10 protein-coding genes, 1 pseudogene and 1 other annotated feature are annotated in these 18,941 nt (G+C 29.3%); of the genes and pseudogenes, 10 read left to right on the top strand and 1 reads right to left on the bottom strand.

Annotated elements, in window-relative coordinates; all coding sequences use genetic code 11:
- Window positions 1–9 precede the first annotated feature (9 nt).
- Window positions 10–235: a binding site (T-box leader), on the top strand.
- Between the two features lie 170 nt (window positions 236–405).
- From pheS to zapA, 3 genes are all read left to right on the top strand, one after another.
- Window positions 406–1,425, top strand: coding sequence for a phenylalanine--tRNA ligase subunit alpha (pheS, locus tag QP548_RS01525; RefSeq protein WP_003478405.1), 1,020 nt, complete (start codon window positions 406–408; stop codon window positions 1,423–1,425).
- A gap of 23 nt (window positions 1,426–1,448) precedes the next feature.
- The gene (gene pheT, locus QP548_RS01530; RefSeq protein ID WP_011590982.1) at window positions 1,449–3,830 is read left to right on the top strand and encodes a phenylalanine--tRNA ligase subunit beta; all 2,382 of its coding nucleotides are present in this window, start codon (window positions 1,449–1,451) and stop codon (window positions 3,828–3,830) included.
- Between the two features lie 80 nt (window positions 3,831–3,910).
- Window positions 3,911–5,266, top strand: coding sequence for a cell division protein ZapA (gene zapA / locus QP548_RS01535; protein ID WP_061428891.1), 1,356 nt, complete (start codon window positions 3,911–3,913; stop codon window positions 5,264–5,266).
- A gap of 302 nt (window positions 5,267–5,568) precedes the next feature.
- Here zapA and QP548_RS01540 read toward each other — a convergent pair whose 3' ends face one another.
- Complete coding sequence (locus QP548_RS01540; protein WP_061428890.1) at window positions 5,569–6,357, bottom strand: histidinol phosphate phosphatase; 789 nt, start codon at window positions 6,355–6,357, stop codon at window positions 5,569–5,571.
- Window positions 6,358–6,755: 398 nt separating this feature from the next.
- Between QP548_RS01540 and QP548_RS01545 the strand changes: the two genes are divergently transcribed.
- The 7 genes and pseudogenes from QP548_RS01545 to QP548_RS01580 all read left to right on the top strand — a co-directional run bounded on the left by QP548_RS01545 (window position 6,756) and on the right by QP548_RS01580 (window position 18,830).
- Window positions 6,756–9,107 carry a U32 family peptidase gene (locus QP548_RS01545; protein ID WP_061428889.1) on the top strand — a complete coding sequence of 784 codons (2,352 nt, stop codon included), beginning with the start codon at window positions 6,756–6,758 and terminating at the stop codon, window positions 9,105–9,107.
- A gap of 13 nt (window positions 9,108–9,120) precedes the next feature.
- Window positions 9,121–11,481, top strand: coding sequence for an endonuclease MutS2 (locus tag QP548_RS01550; protein ID WP_061428888.1), 2,361 nt, complete (start codon window positions 9,121–9,123; stop codon window positions 11,479–11,481).
- Window positions 11,482–11,744: 263 nt separating this feature from the next.
- Complete coding sequence (locus QP548_RS01555; RefSeq protein WP_061428887.1) at window positions 11,745–13,928, top strand: stage V sporulation protein D; 2,184 nt, start codon at window positions 11,745–11,747, stop codon at window positions 13,926–13,928.
- Window positions 13,929–14,166: 238 nt separating this feature from the next.
- Window positions 14,167–14,610: a DUF523 domain-containing protein gene (locus QP548_RS01560; protein ID WP_061428886.1), complete on the top strand. Its 444-nt coding sequence runs from the start codon at window positions 14,167–14,169 to the stop codon at window positions 14,608–14,610.
- Between the two features lie 13 nt (window positions 14,611–14,623).
- Entirely contained in the window at window positions 14,624–15,646 is a 1,023-nt protein-coding gene (locus QP548_RS01565) for an alpha-hydroxy-acid oxidizing protein (protein ID WP_061428885.1), read from the top strand.
- Between the two features lie 3 nt (window positions 15,647–15,649).
- A pseudogene (locus QP548_RS16980) lies at window positions 15,650–16,365 on the top strand (glycerophosphodiester phosphodiesterase).
- A gap of 221 nt (window positions 16,366–16,586) precedes the next feature.
- Window positions 16,587–18,830, top strand: a complete 2,244-nt coding sequence (locus QP548_RS01580; protein ID WP_061428884.1) for an alpha-L-fucosidase — start codon at window positions 16,587–16,589, stop codon at window positions 18,828–18,830.
- Window positions 18,831–18,941: the final 111 nt, after the last annotated feature.

Genomic DNA, 18,941 nt, shown 5'->3' on the forward strand with positions numbered 1-18,941 from the left:
ATTGAATAGATAAAAACATTGATAGAGAGAGTAGATATAGCAATTTCTTATCAGGGAAAAAATGCCATGGACTGAAAGCATTTTTAGAAACCTATATTGAAGTTCACTCTGGAGTTCTAACTGTGAAATATAAAGTAGTAGTTAGCGGCATAGTCGTTATTTGAAATTAAGTGAGTACTAATTTTTTTAGTACTAATTAGGGTGGTACCACGGATATGAATACCCCGTCCCTTGTTTTAGAGGGATGGGGTTTATTTTATTTTAATAGAAATGTGTCAATAATGAAAATATACCATTAAAATTAAATCTAAGATTAAATAATGACTAAAAAATAGATATTAGGGTTCTAAGAGCTTTAAGATAAAATCTAATATATTAATTATATATCAGGAAAGGAGAATGAAAATGCAAGATAAGTTAAATCAAATTAAAGAATTAGCTTTAGTAGAAATTAAAGAAGCTAAAGATAGTACTACTATTGATACAATAAGAGTTAAATATCTTGGTAAAAAGGGAGAGCTTACAACTATATTAAGAGGAATGGGATCTCTATCTAAAGAGGAGAGACCAATAGTTGGTAAGTTAGCTAATGAGGTAAGAGAGGTTTTAGAAGCTGAATTAGAGGCTATAACAAAGGCTGTTAAAGAAGCTGAAAAACAAGAAAAGCTTAAAAATGAAGTAATAGATATTTCAATGCCTGGTAAAAAACAAACAATAGGAAAGAAACATCCATTAGAGCAAACTTTAGATGAAATGAAAAAAATATTTGTTTCAATGGGATTTGCTATAGAAGATGGTCCAGAGGTTGAGAAAGATTACTATAACTTTGAAGCCTTAAATATTCCTAAGAACCATCCAGCTAGAAGTGAGCAAGATACATTCTACATAAATGATAATGTAGTTTTAAGAACTCAAACTTCTCCAGTTCAAGCTAGAGTAATGGAAAAACAACAACCACCAATAAAAATGATCTCACCTGGTAAGGTATTTAGATCAGATGCTGTTGATGCTACACATTCACCAATATTCTACCAAATGGAAGGTCTTGTTATAGATAAAGATATAACTTTTGCAGATCTTAAAGGAACTTTAGAATTATTTGCTAAGAAAATGTTTGGTGATAAAGTAAAAACTAAGTTTAGACCACATCATTTCCCATTCACTGAGCCATCAGCTGAAATGGATGCTACATGCTTTGTATGTAACGGAAAAGGATGTAAAGTATGTAAGGGAGAAGGTTGGATAGAAATACTAGGTTGTGGTATGGTTCACCCTCAAGTTTTAAGAAACTGTGGAATAGACCCAGAAGTTTATAGTGGATTTGCTTTCGGCTTTGGTGTAGACAGAATGGTTATGCTTAAGTATGGAATAGATGACATAAGATTATTATACGAAAGTGATATGAGATTCTTAAATCAATTCTAGTTTTAAAATAGGAGGTAAAAAAGATGAAAGTACCATTTAATTGGCTTAAAGATTACGTTGATATAGATATGACAGCAGAAGAGTTAGGTGATGCTTTAACTTTATCAGGATCAAAAGTAGAAGAGGTCGTAACTGCTGGTGCAGAAATAGAAAATATAGTTACTTGTCAAATAGATAAAATAGAACAACATCCTGATGCTGAAAAGCTTAAAATTTGTCAAGTAAACATAGGATCAGAAATGATTCAAATAGTAACAGCTGCAGATAATATGAAAGAACATGATAAAGTTCCAGTAGCTTTACATGGTGCAATATTAGCTGATGGAAGCAAAATCAAAAAAGGTAAATTAAGAGGAGAAGTTTCAAACGGAATGTTCTGTTCAGAAGAAGAATTAGGAATTGCTGACGGAAAAGAAGTTATTGGACTTATGATTTTACCAGAGGATGCTCCAATTGGGGTTTGTATAAAAGAATATTTAGGTCTTAATAAACAAGTTTTAGACTTTGAAATAACTTCAAACAGACCTGATTGTTTAAGTGTTTTAGGTATGGCTAGAGAGACAGCAGCTACAACAAGAAAAACTTACAGAATGCCAAGTACTAAGTTTGAAGTTAAATGTGATAAAAACATAAATGATGAAATAAAAGTTTCAGTTAATGATAAGCTTTGTAATAGATATATGGCTAGAGGAGTTAAAAATGTAAAGGTAGCTCCATCACCAACTTGGATGCAAGAAAGATTATTAGATGCTGGGGTTAGACCTATAAATAACATAGTTGATATTACTAACTTTGTTATGTTAGAGCTTGGTCAACCAATGCATGCCTTTGATAGAAGAGAATTAAAATCTTCTAACATAGTAGTTGAGAGAGCTAAAGATGGAGATAAATTCGTAACTTTAGATGAAATAGAAAGAGAATTAAATTCAGATGTTCTTTGCATAAAAGATGGAGAAGAAATAGTTGCTTTAGCTGGTATAATGGGTGGATTAAACTCAGGGGTTAAAGATGATACAACAGAGATTGTATTTGAATCAGCTAACTTTGATGGAACTAACATAAGAGTTAATTCTAAAAATTTAGGCTTAAGAACTGAAAGTTCATCAAGATTTGAAAAAGACATAGATCCAAACTTAGCAGCTTTAGCTTTAGACAGAGCATGTGCTTTAGTTGAAGAACTAGGCTGTGGAGAGATTATGGAAGGCACTATAGATGTCTATAATAATGTTAAAGAAGAAAAGACTCTAGAAGTAAGTGTTAGCTGGATAAACAAATTCTTAGGAACTTCATTAGAAGCTGAAGAAATGAAGAGATGTTTAGATAGCTTAGATTTAAAAACTACTATAAATGGAGATACATTAGAAATATTAGTACCTACATTTAGAATAGATGTTGATATAAGAGAAGATGTAGCAGAAGAAGTTGCAAGAATTTATGGATATAATAATATTCCAGCTACTTTAATATCAACTAGTACAGAAAAAGAAGCTAAGGACAAGAAACAATTATTAGATGAAAAAGTTATAGATACAATGTTAGCGTCAGGCTTAAATCAATCTATAAGTTACTCATTTGTAAGTCCAAAGGTATTTGATAAAATCTGTGTACCAGAAGATAGTAGCCTTAGAAATGTTGTTAAAATAAAGAATCCACTAGGAGAAGATTATAGTGTTATGAGAACTTCAACACTTCCTTCAATGATGGAATCTTTAGCAAGAAACTATTCAAGAAGCAATGAGATAGTTAGATTATTTGAAATAGGTAAAACTTATATTCCAAATTCAGATGAAAATGAATTGCCAACTGAAAGAAATATATTAACAATTGGTATTTATGGACAATGTGATTACTTCGATTTAAAAGGAATAGTTGAAAACTTATTAGATTCATTAGGTCTTAAGAGTGCATCATTCAAGAGAATGAGTGAAAACCCAAGTTATCACCCAGGAAAAACTGCTGAGTTAATATTAGGTAGAACTTCATTAGGGGTTTTAGGAGAAATTCACCCAGATGTTAATGAAAACTACGGAGTAGATGTTCCTTGCTATGTAGCTGAATTAGACTTAGATGCTATGTATAACTTCTCAAAAACAGAGAAAGCTTACAAACCATTACCTAAGTATCCAGCAATAACAAGAGATATAGCTTTACTTGTTGATGATGCAGTTCTAGTTCAAGAAATAGAAGATGCAATAAGAAAAGCTGGTGGTCAAGTAGTTGAAAAAGTTGAATTATTTGACGTTTATAAAGGTGCTCAAATACCAGAAGGTAAGAAGAGTATTGCATATGCTATAGCTTACAGAGATCCAAGCAAAACTTTAAAAGATAAAGATATAAATAAAGTTCATGATAAGATACTAAGAGCTTTAGAATATAAGCTAGGAGCTCAATTAAGAGAGCAATAATAGTTTTAAATATGTTATGTATATGTTAAAATGTACATAACATATTTTTTATTATGGAAGTAAGAGGTGTTTAAGGAAGTATGGCGACTGTTACGGTAACAATAAATGGAGTTGAATATAATTTAAAAGGCCATGAAGACGGAGAATATTTAAAAAAAGTAGCTGAATACGTAGAAGAAAAAACACAAGAGATGGCAACAAAAAATAATAAATTAAGTGCACTTGGAGTTTTATCTTTATCTGCATTAAACATAGCTGATGAATTATTTAAAGGAAACGATGAATATAATCAACTTATAGATTATTATGAAAAAGTAAAATCTGAATTAGAAAAGTCCAAAAAAGAAATAGAAGATCTTAAAGAACTAGAAGGAGAAAGTGTTTCTTTAAAGGAAAAATTAGATAAGATTACTTCAGAGAAAGAAGCCTTAGAAAAGAGTTTTAATGAATTAAAAGATAAAAAAGAAGAGATTGAGAAAAGCAGAGAAGAACTTAATAATAAATTTAATAAGCTAAATAATGAAAATTCTAATTTAAAGGAAGAGCTTAAGAATACAAAGAATAGAATGAATAATTCTAATGAGGAAATAGCTAATTTAAAGAAAGAAATTGAAAGATTAAAAAATGAAAATAATAGTTTAAAATCAGCTAAGGATAAAAACTCACATGAAGTTGAAAAATTAAGTAAAGAACTTAAAGAGGTTAAATCAAATAATGCTGAGTTAAACAAAACTATAGAAATCTCAAGAAATAAAGAGAAAAACTTAAGTAATGAGATTAATAATTTAAAAAGCAAAAATAATAATGTGGAAAAAGAGCTTAGAGATCTTAAGGAAAAAAATAATAGCTTAAGCAGTATAGTTACTGAAGCTAAGAAAAACTTAGAACTATTAAATAAAGAGATTAATAGCTTAAAGGAAAGAAATAAGACTCAAAGAGAAGAAAATGAAAAGTTAACTTTAGAAGGAGAAAATCTAAAGATTAATTGCAAAGAAATAGAAGAAAAACTTGAAGGTTTAAATAAAGAAAATGGACAACTTAAAGAAACTTCAGAGCTTTTAAATAAAGAAAAAATTTGGATCAAAGATCAAAATAGTGGTTTAAAGAAGCAAATTTTAGAGTTAGAAGCAAATCTTCAATTAGCTTTAGAAGAAAAAGATGCTTTAGGTAAGAAGATTTCAGAGGATATGGAAGTTGAAATGAAAGCCTTAAAGGAAGAAGCTGAAGAAGTTAAGGCTGAAATGGAGATTTTAGAAGAGGAAGCTAAAAAGTTAAAAAGAGAAAAAGAACTTTTAATGGAGAATAATAAAGAGTTAAGACGTAACTGGCAAACAGCTAAGTATAAACTTTTAGATTTAGAGCAAAAATACTTAGATTCTCAAGTTAAGCTTGCCACTTCACAAAAATCAAATAATGTTCTTTTAAAGAAAAAATAAAAGTGTATTTAGAGACTGTAAGAGATTTATGTGAAAATAAATTTTCTTACAGTCTTTTATAGTTTTAAATAAATTTATTATTTATATTAAGTAGTATATAAAACTTAATATATCTTAAAATTCTTATAAGCTTAGGATAAAACTTAATTTAAAAGTAAGTTTTAATTACTAAATTGGGAAATAAAAAAACTCCTTAAAAATAGTGTGTCTTTATATAACTTACTATTTATATAAAGATATAGTGAAAAATTAACTTTGATTTTAAATTTTATTTTTATGTGAATTAAAAAATAAAATTATTTTTATAGGGGATATGAACATGGAATTAATTTTCTTTCTTTAAAGTAACAAGGAGCTAATTTTGTTTCTTCTAAGAATTTATAAAGTTTTTCGAAATTTCTACCTATATGTTCTATTTTATGAGAATCTGAGCCAAGGGTTATATACTTACCTCCAAGTTCTCTATAGTATGAATAGATTTCTACCATGTTTTTAAAGGAAGTTTCATCATTTAAACGAGTAGTATTAAGTTCAAGAACTTTATTTTTAGCTATTAGTGTTTTAAAAATAGCTTGGAATTTAGGTTTAAAATCCTTAAGAGTCATTTCCTTATCATCATAAGTACTGTATCTACAAGGATAATCTATATGTCCTAAGGTATCAAAAATATCATAAAATTCTATGCATTTAAGCATATTATCAAGATATTCACCATAAACAAATTCTTTAGGTCTAGTATCTTGTTTTAGAAATCTAGAAAGAGTAACACCATTTATAGAATGAATAGAACCTATTATCATATCAAATTTATCTTTGTATTTTTCATAAAAGGCAAAGTTTTCATCTATATTGTTCATTGCAAGTCCAAGTTCTACACCTTGTTGCATATTTTTCCCTCTATATTTACTGTATTCATTTAAATAACCTTCAATATCAAGTTCAGCAAATTGAGGATGAGTTTTTAAATTATAATCTAAATGCTCTGTAGTTATTATTCCTAGATTATTTTTTTTAGCTTTCTCTAATATATCCTTAATTTTTAACTCTGAGTCAGCTGAAAATTCTGTATGTATGTGACAATCATAAAGCATTTTTTAACCTCCGCATAAATATTAGTATAATTTAATTTTATCATAACTTAGAAAAATATTAAGGAAAGCAAATTACTTTAAGGTTTATTTAGTTATTATATTTAAGACTATTATAGAAATATTCTTGAATTTAACTTAGAAGTAAAAATAAATACTATAGTAGAATTAAGATTCTTCATTAATTTTACCTATGAATAAAACAACAAATATCTATTATAAATTTTTAGAGGAAATTTTATTAAATAAATTATTAATATATAAATTTTTGTTTTATAAGTGCTTAAATGAAAAGACAAATAATGAAATGTAGAATTGTACTGTGTAATTGTGTATAATACAAAGTATTGAGTAAATTAACTAAGGAAAGACCTAGTTGAATTTTAGGAGAGATGAATTTTATGGAAAAAATAGAGTTACTAGCACCGGCAGGAAGTATGGAAAGTTTAATTGCTGCCATAAACAGAGGTGCTGATGCTATATATTTAGGAGGAAGCAAGTTTTCAGCAAGAGCTTATGCTTCTAACTTTGATAATGAAACAATGGAAAAGGCTGTGGACTATGCTCATACCTATGGAGTTAAGGTTTATGTTACAGTAAATACTTTAATTAAGGAAAATGAGTTTCAAGAAGCAGTAGATTATATAGGCGTTTTATATAAAATAGGAGTTGATGCTTTAATAATCCAAGATGTAGGATTAGCTAAAAGAATAAGAGAGGTATATCCAGATTTTGAATTACACGCTTCAACTCAAATGAGCATACATAATGGAGAAGGAGCCCTTTTCTTTAGAGAAAATGGATTTTTTAGAATTGTTTTATCAAGAGAACTTACTTTAGATGAAATTAAATATATTTCAAAGGACTTAGGAATAGAAACTGAGATATTTGTTCATGGAGCCTTATGTGTTTGCTATTCAGGACAATGTTTAATGAGTAGCTTAATAGGAGGAAGAAGTGGTAATAGAGGAAGATGTGCTCAAAGTTGTAGACTTCCATATACATTAATTAGAGAAAAAGATAAGAAAGAGACTAAAGGGTTCCTTTTAAGTCCTAAGGATATTTGTACTATTGAAAATGTAGAGGACTTAATAAAGACAGGAACTAGCTCATTAAAGGTTGAAGGAAGAATGAAGAGACCTGAGTATGTTGCTGGAGTTATAGAATCTTATAGAGAAGCTATAGATAATTCTTATAGAAATATTAAAAAATCTCAAGAGGGAAATAAGCTTAAACTTAAAAAGTTATTTAATAGAGAAGGTTTTTCTACAGCATATATGTATAAAAATGTTGGGAAAGATATGATGGCCTTTAAAACTCCAAGAAATACAGGAGTTTTACTTGGAGAAGTTCTAAAAAATGGAGAAGTGCTTTTATTAGATGATCTTTCATTAAAAGATGGAATAAGAACTAATGATGATGGGTTTACTGTAAGTAAAATACTTATGGGAAATAGAGAAGTTACTGAAGCTAAAAAGGGAGATAAGGTAAAAATATTCCCTAAAAAATATAAAGCTAATGATAAGCTGTATAAAACTTCAGATACTAAGCTTTTAAATGAATTAAAGACCTCTTATGAAAATCCATATGAGAGAAAGATAAACTTAAAGGCTTATATGAAATTTAAGGTTAATGAACCTATGGAACTTACTGTGGAGTACAATGGAAATTATTTTACAAAGACTGGCGATATGGTTCAAGTTGCAGTAAATAGACCTATGGATAAGGAAAAAGTTGAAAAAAACTTAAAGAAATCAGGAGATATTCCTTATGAAATAAGTGAAATAGAATACGTAACTTTTGAAGATGGTTTTGCAGCAGTTTCTTCTATAAATAATTTAAGAAGAGAAGTTTTAGAAGAGATAAGAAATTCTGAAATTAAAAAATACAAAAGAGTTATAGAAAAACAAAATAATATAGAACTTAATGAAAAGAATGGTGAAATGCCAGAGGTTTTAGTTGTTGTAAATACTAAGGAACAATTAAGAGCTTCAATAGATTGCGGAATTAAAGATATTGCTTTAGATATTTTTGGGAAAAATCAAGGGCAACTTAATAAGAATGCCATAAAAGAATTCAAAGATGAAGGAATTAATCTTTATATAAAAGCACCTACAATAATAAAAGAAGAGTTTGAAACAATAAGTAATATGATAGAAGAGAATCTTAACTTAATAAAAGGTTTAGTTACAGCTAATACTGGAATAATAAATAGATTTAAGGATAAAACAAATATTATAGGTGATTATAAACTTAATATATTTAATTCTTATGGTATGAAGTTTTATAATGAACATATGATGGGAAGCTGTTTAAGTTTAGAATTAAATAAAAAAGAGTTAAATAAAATGCTTAAAAAGTATTCTAAGGGAGCTCAAATATTTGTTTATGGAAGACCAGAGGTTATGGTTAGTGAATACTGTCCAATAGGAAGTACCTTTGGTGGAAAATGTACTTCAAAAAATTGTGATAATCAATGTGTAAGTAGTACATTTACTTTAAGAGATAGAATGAATCAAGATTTTGTTATAAGAACTGATATATTCTGTAGATCACACATATACAATACAGTACCTGTTAACTTAATTCAGGAAATTGATGAAATAAAATCTTTAGGAGTAAATTCTTTTAGATTAGACTTTGTAGATGAAAATTATGAAGAGGTTAGACAGGTTATTGAAGCTCTAAATAAGGAAGAAGCTTTAAGATTAAAGGATTATACTAAAGGTCACTTTAAAAGAGGCGTTGAGTAAAGGGGATTAAAGTATGAACGATAGAGTTTTAAGAGTTTTAGAATTTAATAAAATTAAGGAATTGGTTAAAGGATATGCCATTACAAAATCAGCTAAAGAGATGGTTTTAGACCTTAAACCATATGATTCAGTTTATGATGTAAAAGAACATTTAGAAGAAACAAAAGAAGCTTTAGATATTTTAATGAGAAAAGGAAATCCTCCTTTTGAAGGGCTTTATGATGTTAAGGAAGCTATAACAAGAGCTGAAAAAGGTGGAGTTTTAAGTATAGAAGGCTTACTTAGAATAGGAAACATGTTATCTGTAACAAGAAAACTTTCTGATTTTTTAGCTAGAAAAGAAGAGGAAGAAGAGCATAGAATACTAGAAGGAATGAGAGAAGGACTTATAGTACTTAGAGGTGTAGAAAGTGCTATATCAAAGGCTATAGTAAGTGAAGATGAAATTGCAGATTCTGCAAGTGATAAACTTTATAGTATAAGAAGAATCTTAAAAGAAAAAAATTCATCTATAAGAGATAAAGTTAATTCCATAGTAAGAAGTAATGCTCAATATCTTCAAGATTCCTTATACACAGTTAGAGGAGATAGATATGTTATTCCTGTAAAAGCTGAATATAAATCTCAAGTTCCAGGACTTGTTCATGATCAAAGTTCAACAGGGGCTACACTTTTTATAGAACCAACGGCTTTAGTAAACTTAAATAATGAAATAAAAGAACTTATGCTAAAGGAAAGAGCTGAGATTGAGAGAATATTAGCAGAATTATCAGCCTTAGTATATAAAAATATTGATGTTATAAAAGTTAACTTTAATATAATAGTTGAATTAGACTTTATATTTGCAAAGGCTAAATACGGTAGTGATTTAGGTGGAACAATGCCTATAGTAAATGAAGAAGGAGTAATAGATTTAATGGATGCTAGGCATCCACTAATTCCTAAAGACAAAGTTGTTTCTTCTGATATTTATTTAGGAAGAGAATTTTCAACATTACTTATAACAGGGCCAAATACTGGTGGTAAAACTGTAACCTTAAAGACTACAGGGCTTATTGAACTTATGGGATTAAGTGGACTTTTAATACCAGCAAGTGAAAATTCAAGCATAAGCTTCTTTGAAGAGATATTTGCAGATATAGGAGATGAGCAAAGTATAGAGCAAAGTTTATCAACTTTCTCTTCTCATATGACTAATATAGTTAGAATAATGGAGAAAGCAAATAATAAAAGTTTCGTACTTTTTGATGAACTTGGAGCTGGAACAGACCCTACAGAGGGAGCTGCACTTGCCATTTCAATATTAGAAAACTTAAGAGCAAGAGGATGTAGAATAATGTCTACAACTCACTATAGTGAATTAAAAGGATATGCATTAAAAACTGAAAATGTTGAGAATGCTTCTGTTGAGTTTAATGTTGAAACCTTAAGACCAACTTATAGACTTTTAATAGGAGTTCCAGGAAAATCAAATGCTTTTGAAATTTCAAGAAGATTAGGACTTAAAGATAATGTCATAGAAGAGGCTAAAAAGGTTATTTCTACTGAATCACTTCAATTTGAAGATTTAATACAATCACTTCAAGAAAAGAGTATAAAAGCAGAAAATGATGCCAGAGAAGCTGCTATATTAAGAAATGATGCAGAAAAATATAAGAATAGATATAAAGAGAAATTTGAAAGAATTGAAAGCGTAAGAGATAATGTTTATGCAGAGGCTAGAAGAGAAGCAAAGCAAATTTTAGATTCAGCTAAGGAAGAGGCTGATGCTATTCTTAAAAATATGAGAGACCTAGAAAGAATGGGGATTTCTAGTGATGCAAGAAGAAAGCTTGAGGCTGAAAGAGGAAAGCTTAGAGATAAAATAAGTGATGCAGAAGCTAGGCTTCAAAAGAAAAAAGAAGAGCAAAAGGGAGAAGAACTTAAAAAGATTGAGGTTGGAATGGAAGCCTTATTACCTTCAATAAACCAAAAAGTCATAGTTCTTTCTAAGCCAGATAATAAAGGTGAAGTTCAAGTTCAAGCTGGAATTATGAAAATAAATGTTAAGGCTAAGGATTTAAGAGTAGCCAAGGAAACTAAAGAAGAAAAGAAAATTAAAAAGAGAGAAGCAAGATTAAACTTAAGACAGGTGGATCCATCAATAGACTTAAGAGGTATGGATTCAGAAGAAGCTTGTTACACTGCAGATAAGTATTTAGATGATGCTTATGTTGCTGGAAGAGGAGAAGTAACTTTAGTTCATGGAAAAGGTACTGGTGTTTTAAGAAAAGCTATAAATGATATGCTTAAGAAACATCCTCATGTAAAATCTCACAGACTAGGTGAGTATGGAGAGGGTGGAACAGGAGTTACTGTTGTAATATTAAAATAAATTTTTAATATTAAATTATGACTTAACTTAGATTTTGATTTATATAAATTTAAGTTTATTACAAAATAAATAATAATCTAAAAAATAATATTAAGAGTTCGTCTAAATTTTTTATTAGTAGATTTAAAGAAACTAAAGCTTATAAAGAATTTTAGATGGGCTCTTTTTAGATACAATTTATTAAAAAAAGCATGGGTATATTTATGATATAATCAATTTAAACTTTGAGAATTATGTAAAATTGGTATAGAGGGGGCTGTTAGGTGAAAGCGAAAAAGAAAAATAAAAAAATTAAACTTAATGAAGGTAGAGTATTAGCTTTTTTATTAGCCATAGTAATATTATTTTTAGTTTTAGTAGGTAGATTGCTTTACATAGGTATATTTAGATCAAAAGATTATAAGGCTATGGCAGAGGAACAATGGACCAATGAAATACAAATAGATGCTAGAAGAGGACGTATATTAGATAGGAACAATAGGGAGTTAGCAGTTACTGCAAACGTATTTAGAGTAGATTTAGATTTAATAACCTTAAGAAAATATATTGATAAGAAAGATACTGATAATATTGAGATTGCAAAATTATTAGCTGAAGCCTTAGAGATGGATGAAGAAAAGGTTTTATCAAGAATAGAACTTACATATCCATCAGGAAATCCAGCAAATTCTGCTACTTTAATAAGAAGAATAGAAAAGGAAAAGGCTGATAAGGTTAAAGAGTTAGATATAAAGGGAGTAATAGTATCAGAGGATACAAAAAGATACTATCCTAATGGAGATTTTCTTTCTCATACTTTAGGAACAACTAATGCAGATGGAGAAGGATTAAGTGGATTAGAACTTTATTATAATGAAGAACTTATGGGTATTCCAGGAGTAAGAGTTAGTGAAGTTTCTGGAAATAGCACTTCAAATCCTTATTCTGAAACAAGTTTTACTCCACCTGTAGATGGAAAAGATATGACTTTGACAATAGATGAGAATATACAATACTTTGTTGAAAAGGTAGCTGAAGATGCCTTAAAGAAACATAATGCAGATTCAGTAAGTATTGCAGTTATGAATCCTAATAATGGAGAAATTTTAGGAATGGTAAATAAACCTGGATTTAATCCTAATAATCCTTACGAAGGTAGTGAGGCATTTAAGGGGAAAGATGAATCAGCGAAACTTCAAAATATGTGGAGAAATACAATTGTTTCAGATTCCTTTGAGCCAGGTTCAATATTTAAAATAATAACTTCTATAGCAGCTATAGAGGAAAATATAGCAGGAAAAGATGAGGTTTATTATTGTGATGGTAGTTTGAATGTAGCAGGAAAAAATATAAGATGTTGGAAGCCTGGTGGACATGGAGTACAAAATTTTAACCAAACATTAGAAAATTCATGTAATGTTGCTTTCATGGAAATGGGGGCAAAATTAGGAGCAGAAAAGTTAAATGAATATATTAAACTTTTTGGATTTGGAACTCAATCAGGAATAGATTTACCGGGAGAAGCTACAGGAATAGTTAAAAATGTAGAAGATATAAGTGCTGTAGATTTAGCAACTATATCTTTTGGACAAACTAATACAATGAATGGTATTCAGTTTATGACAGCCTTAAATGCTGTTGCAAATGGAGGAGATTTAATTCAGCCTCATATTATGAAAGAATTAAGTCATAAGGATGATAATGGGACAAAAATTATAGATGAAGTTTTTGTGCCTAAAATACAAGAAAATATAGTAGATGAAAAAAGTACTATGAGAGTTAAAGCGGCATTAGAATCTACTGTTTCTAATGGATCTTCAAAGGATGCTGGTATTGAAGGCATAAAAGTAGCAGGAAAAACTGGTACAGCAGAAAAGGTAGATCCTGAAACAGGTACTTATGGAGCTGGGTATATAGCATCCTTTGCCGGATTTGCACCATATGATAATCCACAAGTATCTTTAATCGTAATAATAGATAATCCTAAAAATGGAGAACATTTTGGAGGAATTGTTGCAGCTCCTTTTGCAGGAGAATTATTTAATAATATATTTAACTATATTTCATTAAATGAAGGGCAATTAGATGCGAAAGATGAAAGTGTAATAATCCCTGATTTAAGAGGAGATAAGGTAACTAGTGCTGAAAAAACTTTAAATGAATTAGGAATTAATTGTGTAATTGAGGGAGATGGAACCTTTGTTACTTCAGTTACACCTATACCAGGCTATAAGGTTAAAAAGGGTGATAGTATAACCTTGTATGCTGGAAGTAGATTTGATAGAAATGAAAAGGAAATAGTAGTTCCTGATTTTAGAAAATTAAATAAGGAAGAGGCAGAAGAAATTTTAAAATCCTTAGGATTAAAGGGAGAATTTGAAGGAGAAGGTGAAATTAAGGAGCAGAGCATAAGTGCAGGAGAAATAATAAAAAGTGGAGATAAGATTAAATTTAAATTAGAAGGATAAAACTTTAAAAATAAAGAGTTATATCAAATAACATATAATAAATATTATAAACCTCTTAATGTTTATGAGATTTATTATTAATTTTTTGATATAACTCTTTTTTACTTTAAAATATAAACACTTTTTTTATGAAGTTTTAAGGATTATAATAAAATAGAATTTTGTTAATAAATAATGGATAATTTTTTATAAAATTAGGAGTGAATTTATTTTAATAAGTTTTAGGGAGGAGAAATTTGTGATTTTAATTAGTGGATGTTTGTGTGGAGTTAATTGTAAATACAATGGTGAAAATAATTTAAATGAAAATATATTAAAGCTTCTTAAGGAAGGGCGAGCGGTGATTGCATGTCCAGAACAATTAGGAGGACTAAAAACTCCAAGAATACCAAGTGAAATAGTGGGGGGAACAGGAAAAGATGTACTAGAAGGAAAGGCAAAAGTACTTAGTAAGGATGGAACTGATGTTACAAAAGAATTTCTTAAAGGAGCTTATGAAACTTTAAATGTAGCAAAGAGCATAAATGCAGAATATGTAATTTTAAAAGCAAAAAGTCCATCTTGTGGTTTTGGAGTTATATATTCAGGAAATTTTAATGGAGAGAAAAAAGAAGGAAATGGGGTAACTTGTGAACTTCTACTTCAAAATGGATTTAAAGTTAAAACAGAAAATGATTTTTAGGAGGAATGTATAAATGAATAAGGATATGAGAGATAAAGCTAGAGAGCTTTATAATGGAAGTTGTAGAGTATGTAAAGTTTGTAATGGAGTAGCATGTGCAGGAGAAGTTCCTGGCATGGGGGGAAAAGGAACAGGAGATTCTTTTATAAGAAATGTAGCGGCCTTAGAGGAAATAAAACTTAATATGAGAACAATTCATGATGCTAAAAACCCTACTACAAATATTGAATTTTTCGGTAAGAATATGGAGTTACCACTTTTTGCAGCTCCTATAACAGGAACTATGTTAAATATGGGTGGAAAAGTTAGTGAAAGAGAATATATTGAGGGAGTAGTTAAGGGATGCTTAGATTCAGGTATATATCCTATGGTAGGAGATACAGCAGTAGACTTATGTTTAGCTACTAATTTAGAAGTAATAGAAGAATATAATGGACAAGGAATTATATTTATAAAACCTTGGAAAAATGAAGTTGTAATAGAAAAAATAAAAATGGCAGAAAAAGCAGGAGCCTTTGCTGTAGGCGTGGATATAGATGCAGCTGGACTTATAACTTTAGCTATGAATGGAAAGCCAGTTGAACCTAAAAACTTAGAGGAAATAAAAGAACTAGTAAATTCAACAAAATTACCTTTTATACTTAAGGGAATAATGACGCCAGATGAGGCTGAATTAGCAGTAGAAGCAGGGGTAGATGCTATAGTAGTATCTAACCATGGAGGAAGAGTTTTAGATCAAACTCCAGCTTCATGTGAAGTGTTACCAGAGATAGCAGCTAGGGTTAAAGGAAAAGTTAAAATTTTAGTTGATGGTGGAGTAAGAACTGGAGTTGATATATTAAAAATGATAGCCTTAGGTGCTGATTGCGTTTTAATAGGAAGACCTTTTATAACAGCTACCTTTGCTCATGGAGCTAAAGGGGTAGAAGAATATGTGAATTCTTTAAAAGGTGAATTAAAATCAGCTATGGTATTAACAGGATGTAACTCAATAGAAAACATAGATAACAGAGTTATTTATAAAGGAGAGAATTAACTTATGAAAGTTTTTGCACATAGAGGATTTAGTTATAGATATCCAGAGAATACTTTGTTAGCATTTAAAGAGGCTTTAAAATTAGATATATATGGAATAGAGCTTGATGTGCATAAAAGTAAAGATGGAAAATTAGTAATAATACATGATGAGGATATAAAAAGAACTTTTAAAGGAGAGGGAAAAGTTAAGGATTATACTTTTGAAAAACTTAGAAACTTTAAGTGTAGTAAAGAAGGCTTTGAAAATAATGATGATTGTAAGATTTCCTTATTAGAAGATGTTTTTAATCTTATAAAAGATAAAGATATAGTTTTAAATATAGAAATTAAAAATGATGTAATAGATTATGAAAATATTGAGATGGATGTATTAGATTTAATAAAGGAATATAAATTAGAAAGAAAAATACTTATTTCAAGTTTTAATCATAAGGCCTTAGAAAAAGTTAAAAGTTAAATGAAGATATTAAATTAGGAGTACTTTATGAAAAAGAAATGCCTAATATTCTTGATATTGCTAAAAGTTTAAATGCATATGCAATACACCCTGCTAAATCTCTTGTTTCAGAAGAACTGGTAGAAAAAGCACATAATGAAGGTGTAAAAGTCAATGTTTATACAGTGAATGAAAAAGAGGATATAGATAAACTTAAAAATTATGGAGTAGATGCTATATTTACAGATCAGGCTAAAATGGCTTTAGAGTACTTAAAATAACAAGTAAATTTAAAAAGCCATTAATTAATACTAAATAATAAACCTTATAAATTATTAGTAAAATTTAATAATTTATAAGGTTTATTTTATAATATTACTCTTTAATATAATCTATTTTTTAAACATAAAATTAAAAAATGAATAATTTTTAATATTTATTGTAATAAATATTATGTTATTTGAATAAATATATATAGGATAAATATAGTTAAGGAGGAAGTATGAAAGTTAGGGCTATAAAAAGTTTTTTAGTAACTACAATGGCAATGACTTTTTTAGTTAGTATGGGACAAGGAGCTATATTAACTAAGGCAAATACTATAAATAATATGAAATATGTAACAGAAGCATTTGGAGCAATTCCAACAGAAGAACAGGTTAGCTATCAAAAAGAAGAACTTACAGCATTTATACACTTTGGTGTGAATACCTTTACAGGAAGAGAGTGGGGAGATGGAACAGAAAATCCAGAAATTTTTAACCCTACTAATTTAGATGCTGATCAATGGGTAAAAACTTTGGCAGAGGCAGGCTTTGGAAGGGTTATATTAACTGCAAAACATCATGATGGATTTTGTTTGTGGGATAGTGCATATACAAAGCATGATGTAGCTAGTAGTCCTTGGAAAAATGGAAAGGGAGATGTGGTTAAAGAGGTTTCAGAAGCTTGCGCTAAATATAATATAAAATTTGGAGTTTATTTGTCACCATGGGACCAAAATTCAGAACATTATGGAGAAGGTAATGGTGGTGATTATAATGAGTTTTACATGAATCAGCTAAGAGAGTTATTAACTAACTATGGACCTATAGCTGAAGTTTGGATGGATGGAGCAAAGGGATCAAATGTTAAGCAAGAATATAACTTTGAAGAATGGTTTGCTCTTATAAAAGAATTACAACCAGAATGTTTAATATTTAGTCCACAGGGTCCAGATATTAGATGGATTGGAAATGAAAAAGGATATGCAGGAGAGCCATGCTGGTCAACTATAGATATTGAAAAAATGAAAGAAAGGGAAAATCCAACATATTTGAATAATGGAGAAGAAGGTGGACCAGATTGGGTAGTTGGAGAGTCAGATGTATCAATAAGACCAGGTTGGTTTTACCATGAATCTCAAGATAACGAAGTTAAATCCTTAGAAAAAATGATGGATATTTATTTTAAATCCATAGGGAGAAATTCAGTTTTATTATTAAATGTTCCCCCTAATAAGGAAGGAAAGTTACATGAAAATGATGTTAATAGATTAAAGGAATTTGGTGAAACAATTAAAGAGTTATTTAATGATGATTTAGCTTTAAATAAAGAGGTAATAGTAGATGGTTTTGCTAATAGGGATGAGACATATGGTGCAAATAAAATTGTAGATGGAGATTATGATACTTATTGGGCACCAGATAATAGTAGTAAAACAGGTACTATTGAAATAGATTTAGGTGGAAGTAAAGAATTTGATGTTATTTCTTTGCAAGAGTATATACCATTAGGTCAAAGAGTATCCAGTTTTAATATAGAAGTGTTACAAGGAGAAAATTGTAATAAGGTTTATGAAGGAAAAACAATAGGGTATAAAAGACTTGTTAGAATAGCACCAACTAAAGGAGAAAAAATAAGAATTAATATAACTGGTTCATTAGAAGTGCCACTTATAAATAATGTTGGAGTTTATAAACAGCCTACTAGTATAGAATTGCCAGCAGGGCCACCAGCTGGATTGAAAGTGTTAAATGATAATAATAAGGGAAATGAATTAGAACAATTTAACTTTAGTGATGGATGGGTATATGAGACTATCCATGGAGAAAATGATTTAGGTGGAGATGCTCACTATACAAGTAAAACTAATGCTACAGTTAATATTAAATTTAATGGGACTAAGTTTTTCTTATCAGGAACAAAGGATTCAGGACATGGAATAATGGAAATTTCCATAGACGGTGAAAATCCAGTAGAGGTTGACTTATATTCTCCTAATAGAAAATCTAAAGAGATAGTTTTTGAAAGTGAAGATTTAATCGATGGAGAGCATGAAGTTACGGTCAAATGTACTGGAAGAAAAAATTCAAGTGCTAGGGGAGTGGCAGCTCATATAGATGGAGCTTATGTATTAGACAATGGTGGAAAAGGTATGGTTGAATTTGAAAAGGTAGGATACGAAGTAAGTGAAAATATAGGAACTGCTACTTTTAAGGTTATAAGAAAAGGCGGAAGTAATGGTAAGCTTGAAGTTAACTATGATACTTTAGCTGGCACTGCTTTAAATGGAGTTGATTATCAAACATGGTCTGGTACTTTAGCATTTAATGAAGGTGAAACAGAAAAAACTTTTGATATAACAATCATTGATGATAAGGAAAAAGAAGAGCCTAAGGAATTCTATTTAAAATTAAGTGATCCAATAGGTGGAATATTAGGATTTAATTCAAGAGCTACAGTTACCATTAATGATGATGAGTAAATTAAATAATGAATTATATATTAAAATAATTTTATGTGCTGTATCTAATTATGCCTAAAATTTTTAAGCATTTAATCATTTTTAAAATTTTTAGGTGAAGATACAGCCTAT

Origin of the sequence: Clostridium sp. UMB9555A (assembly GCF_030222355.1) — a bacterium.
In the GTDB taxonomy this organism is placed as follows: Bacteria; Bacillota; Clostridia; order Clostridiales; family Clostridiaceae; genus Sarcina; species Sarcina perfringens.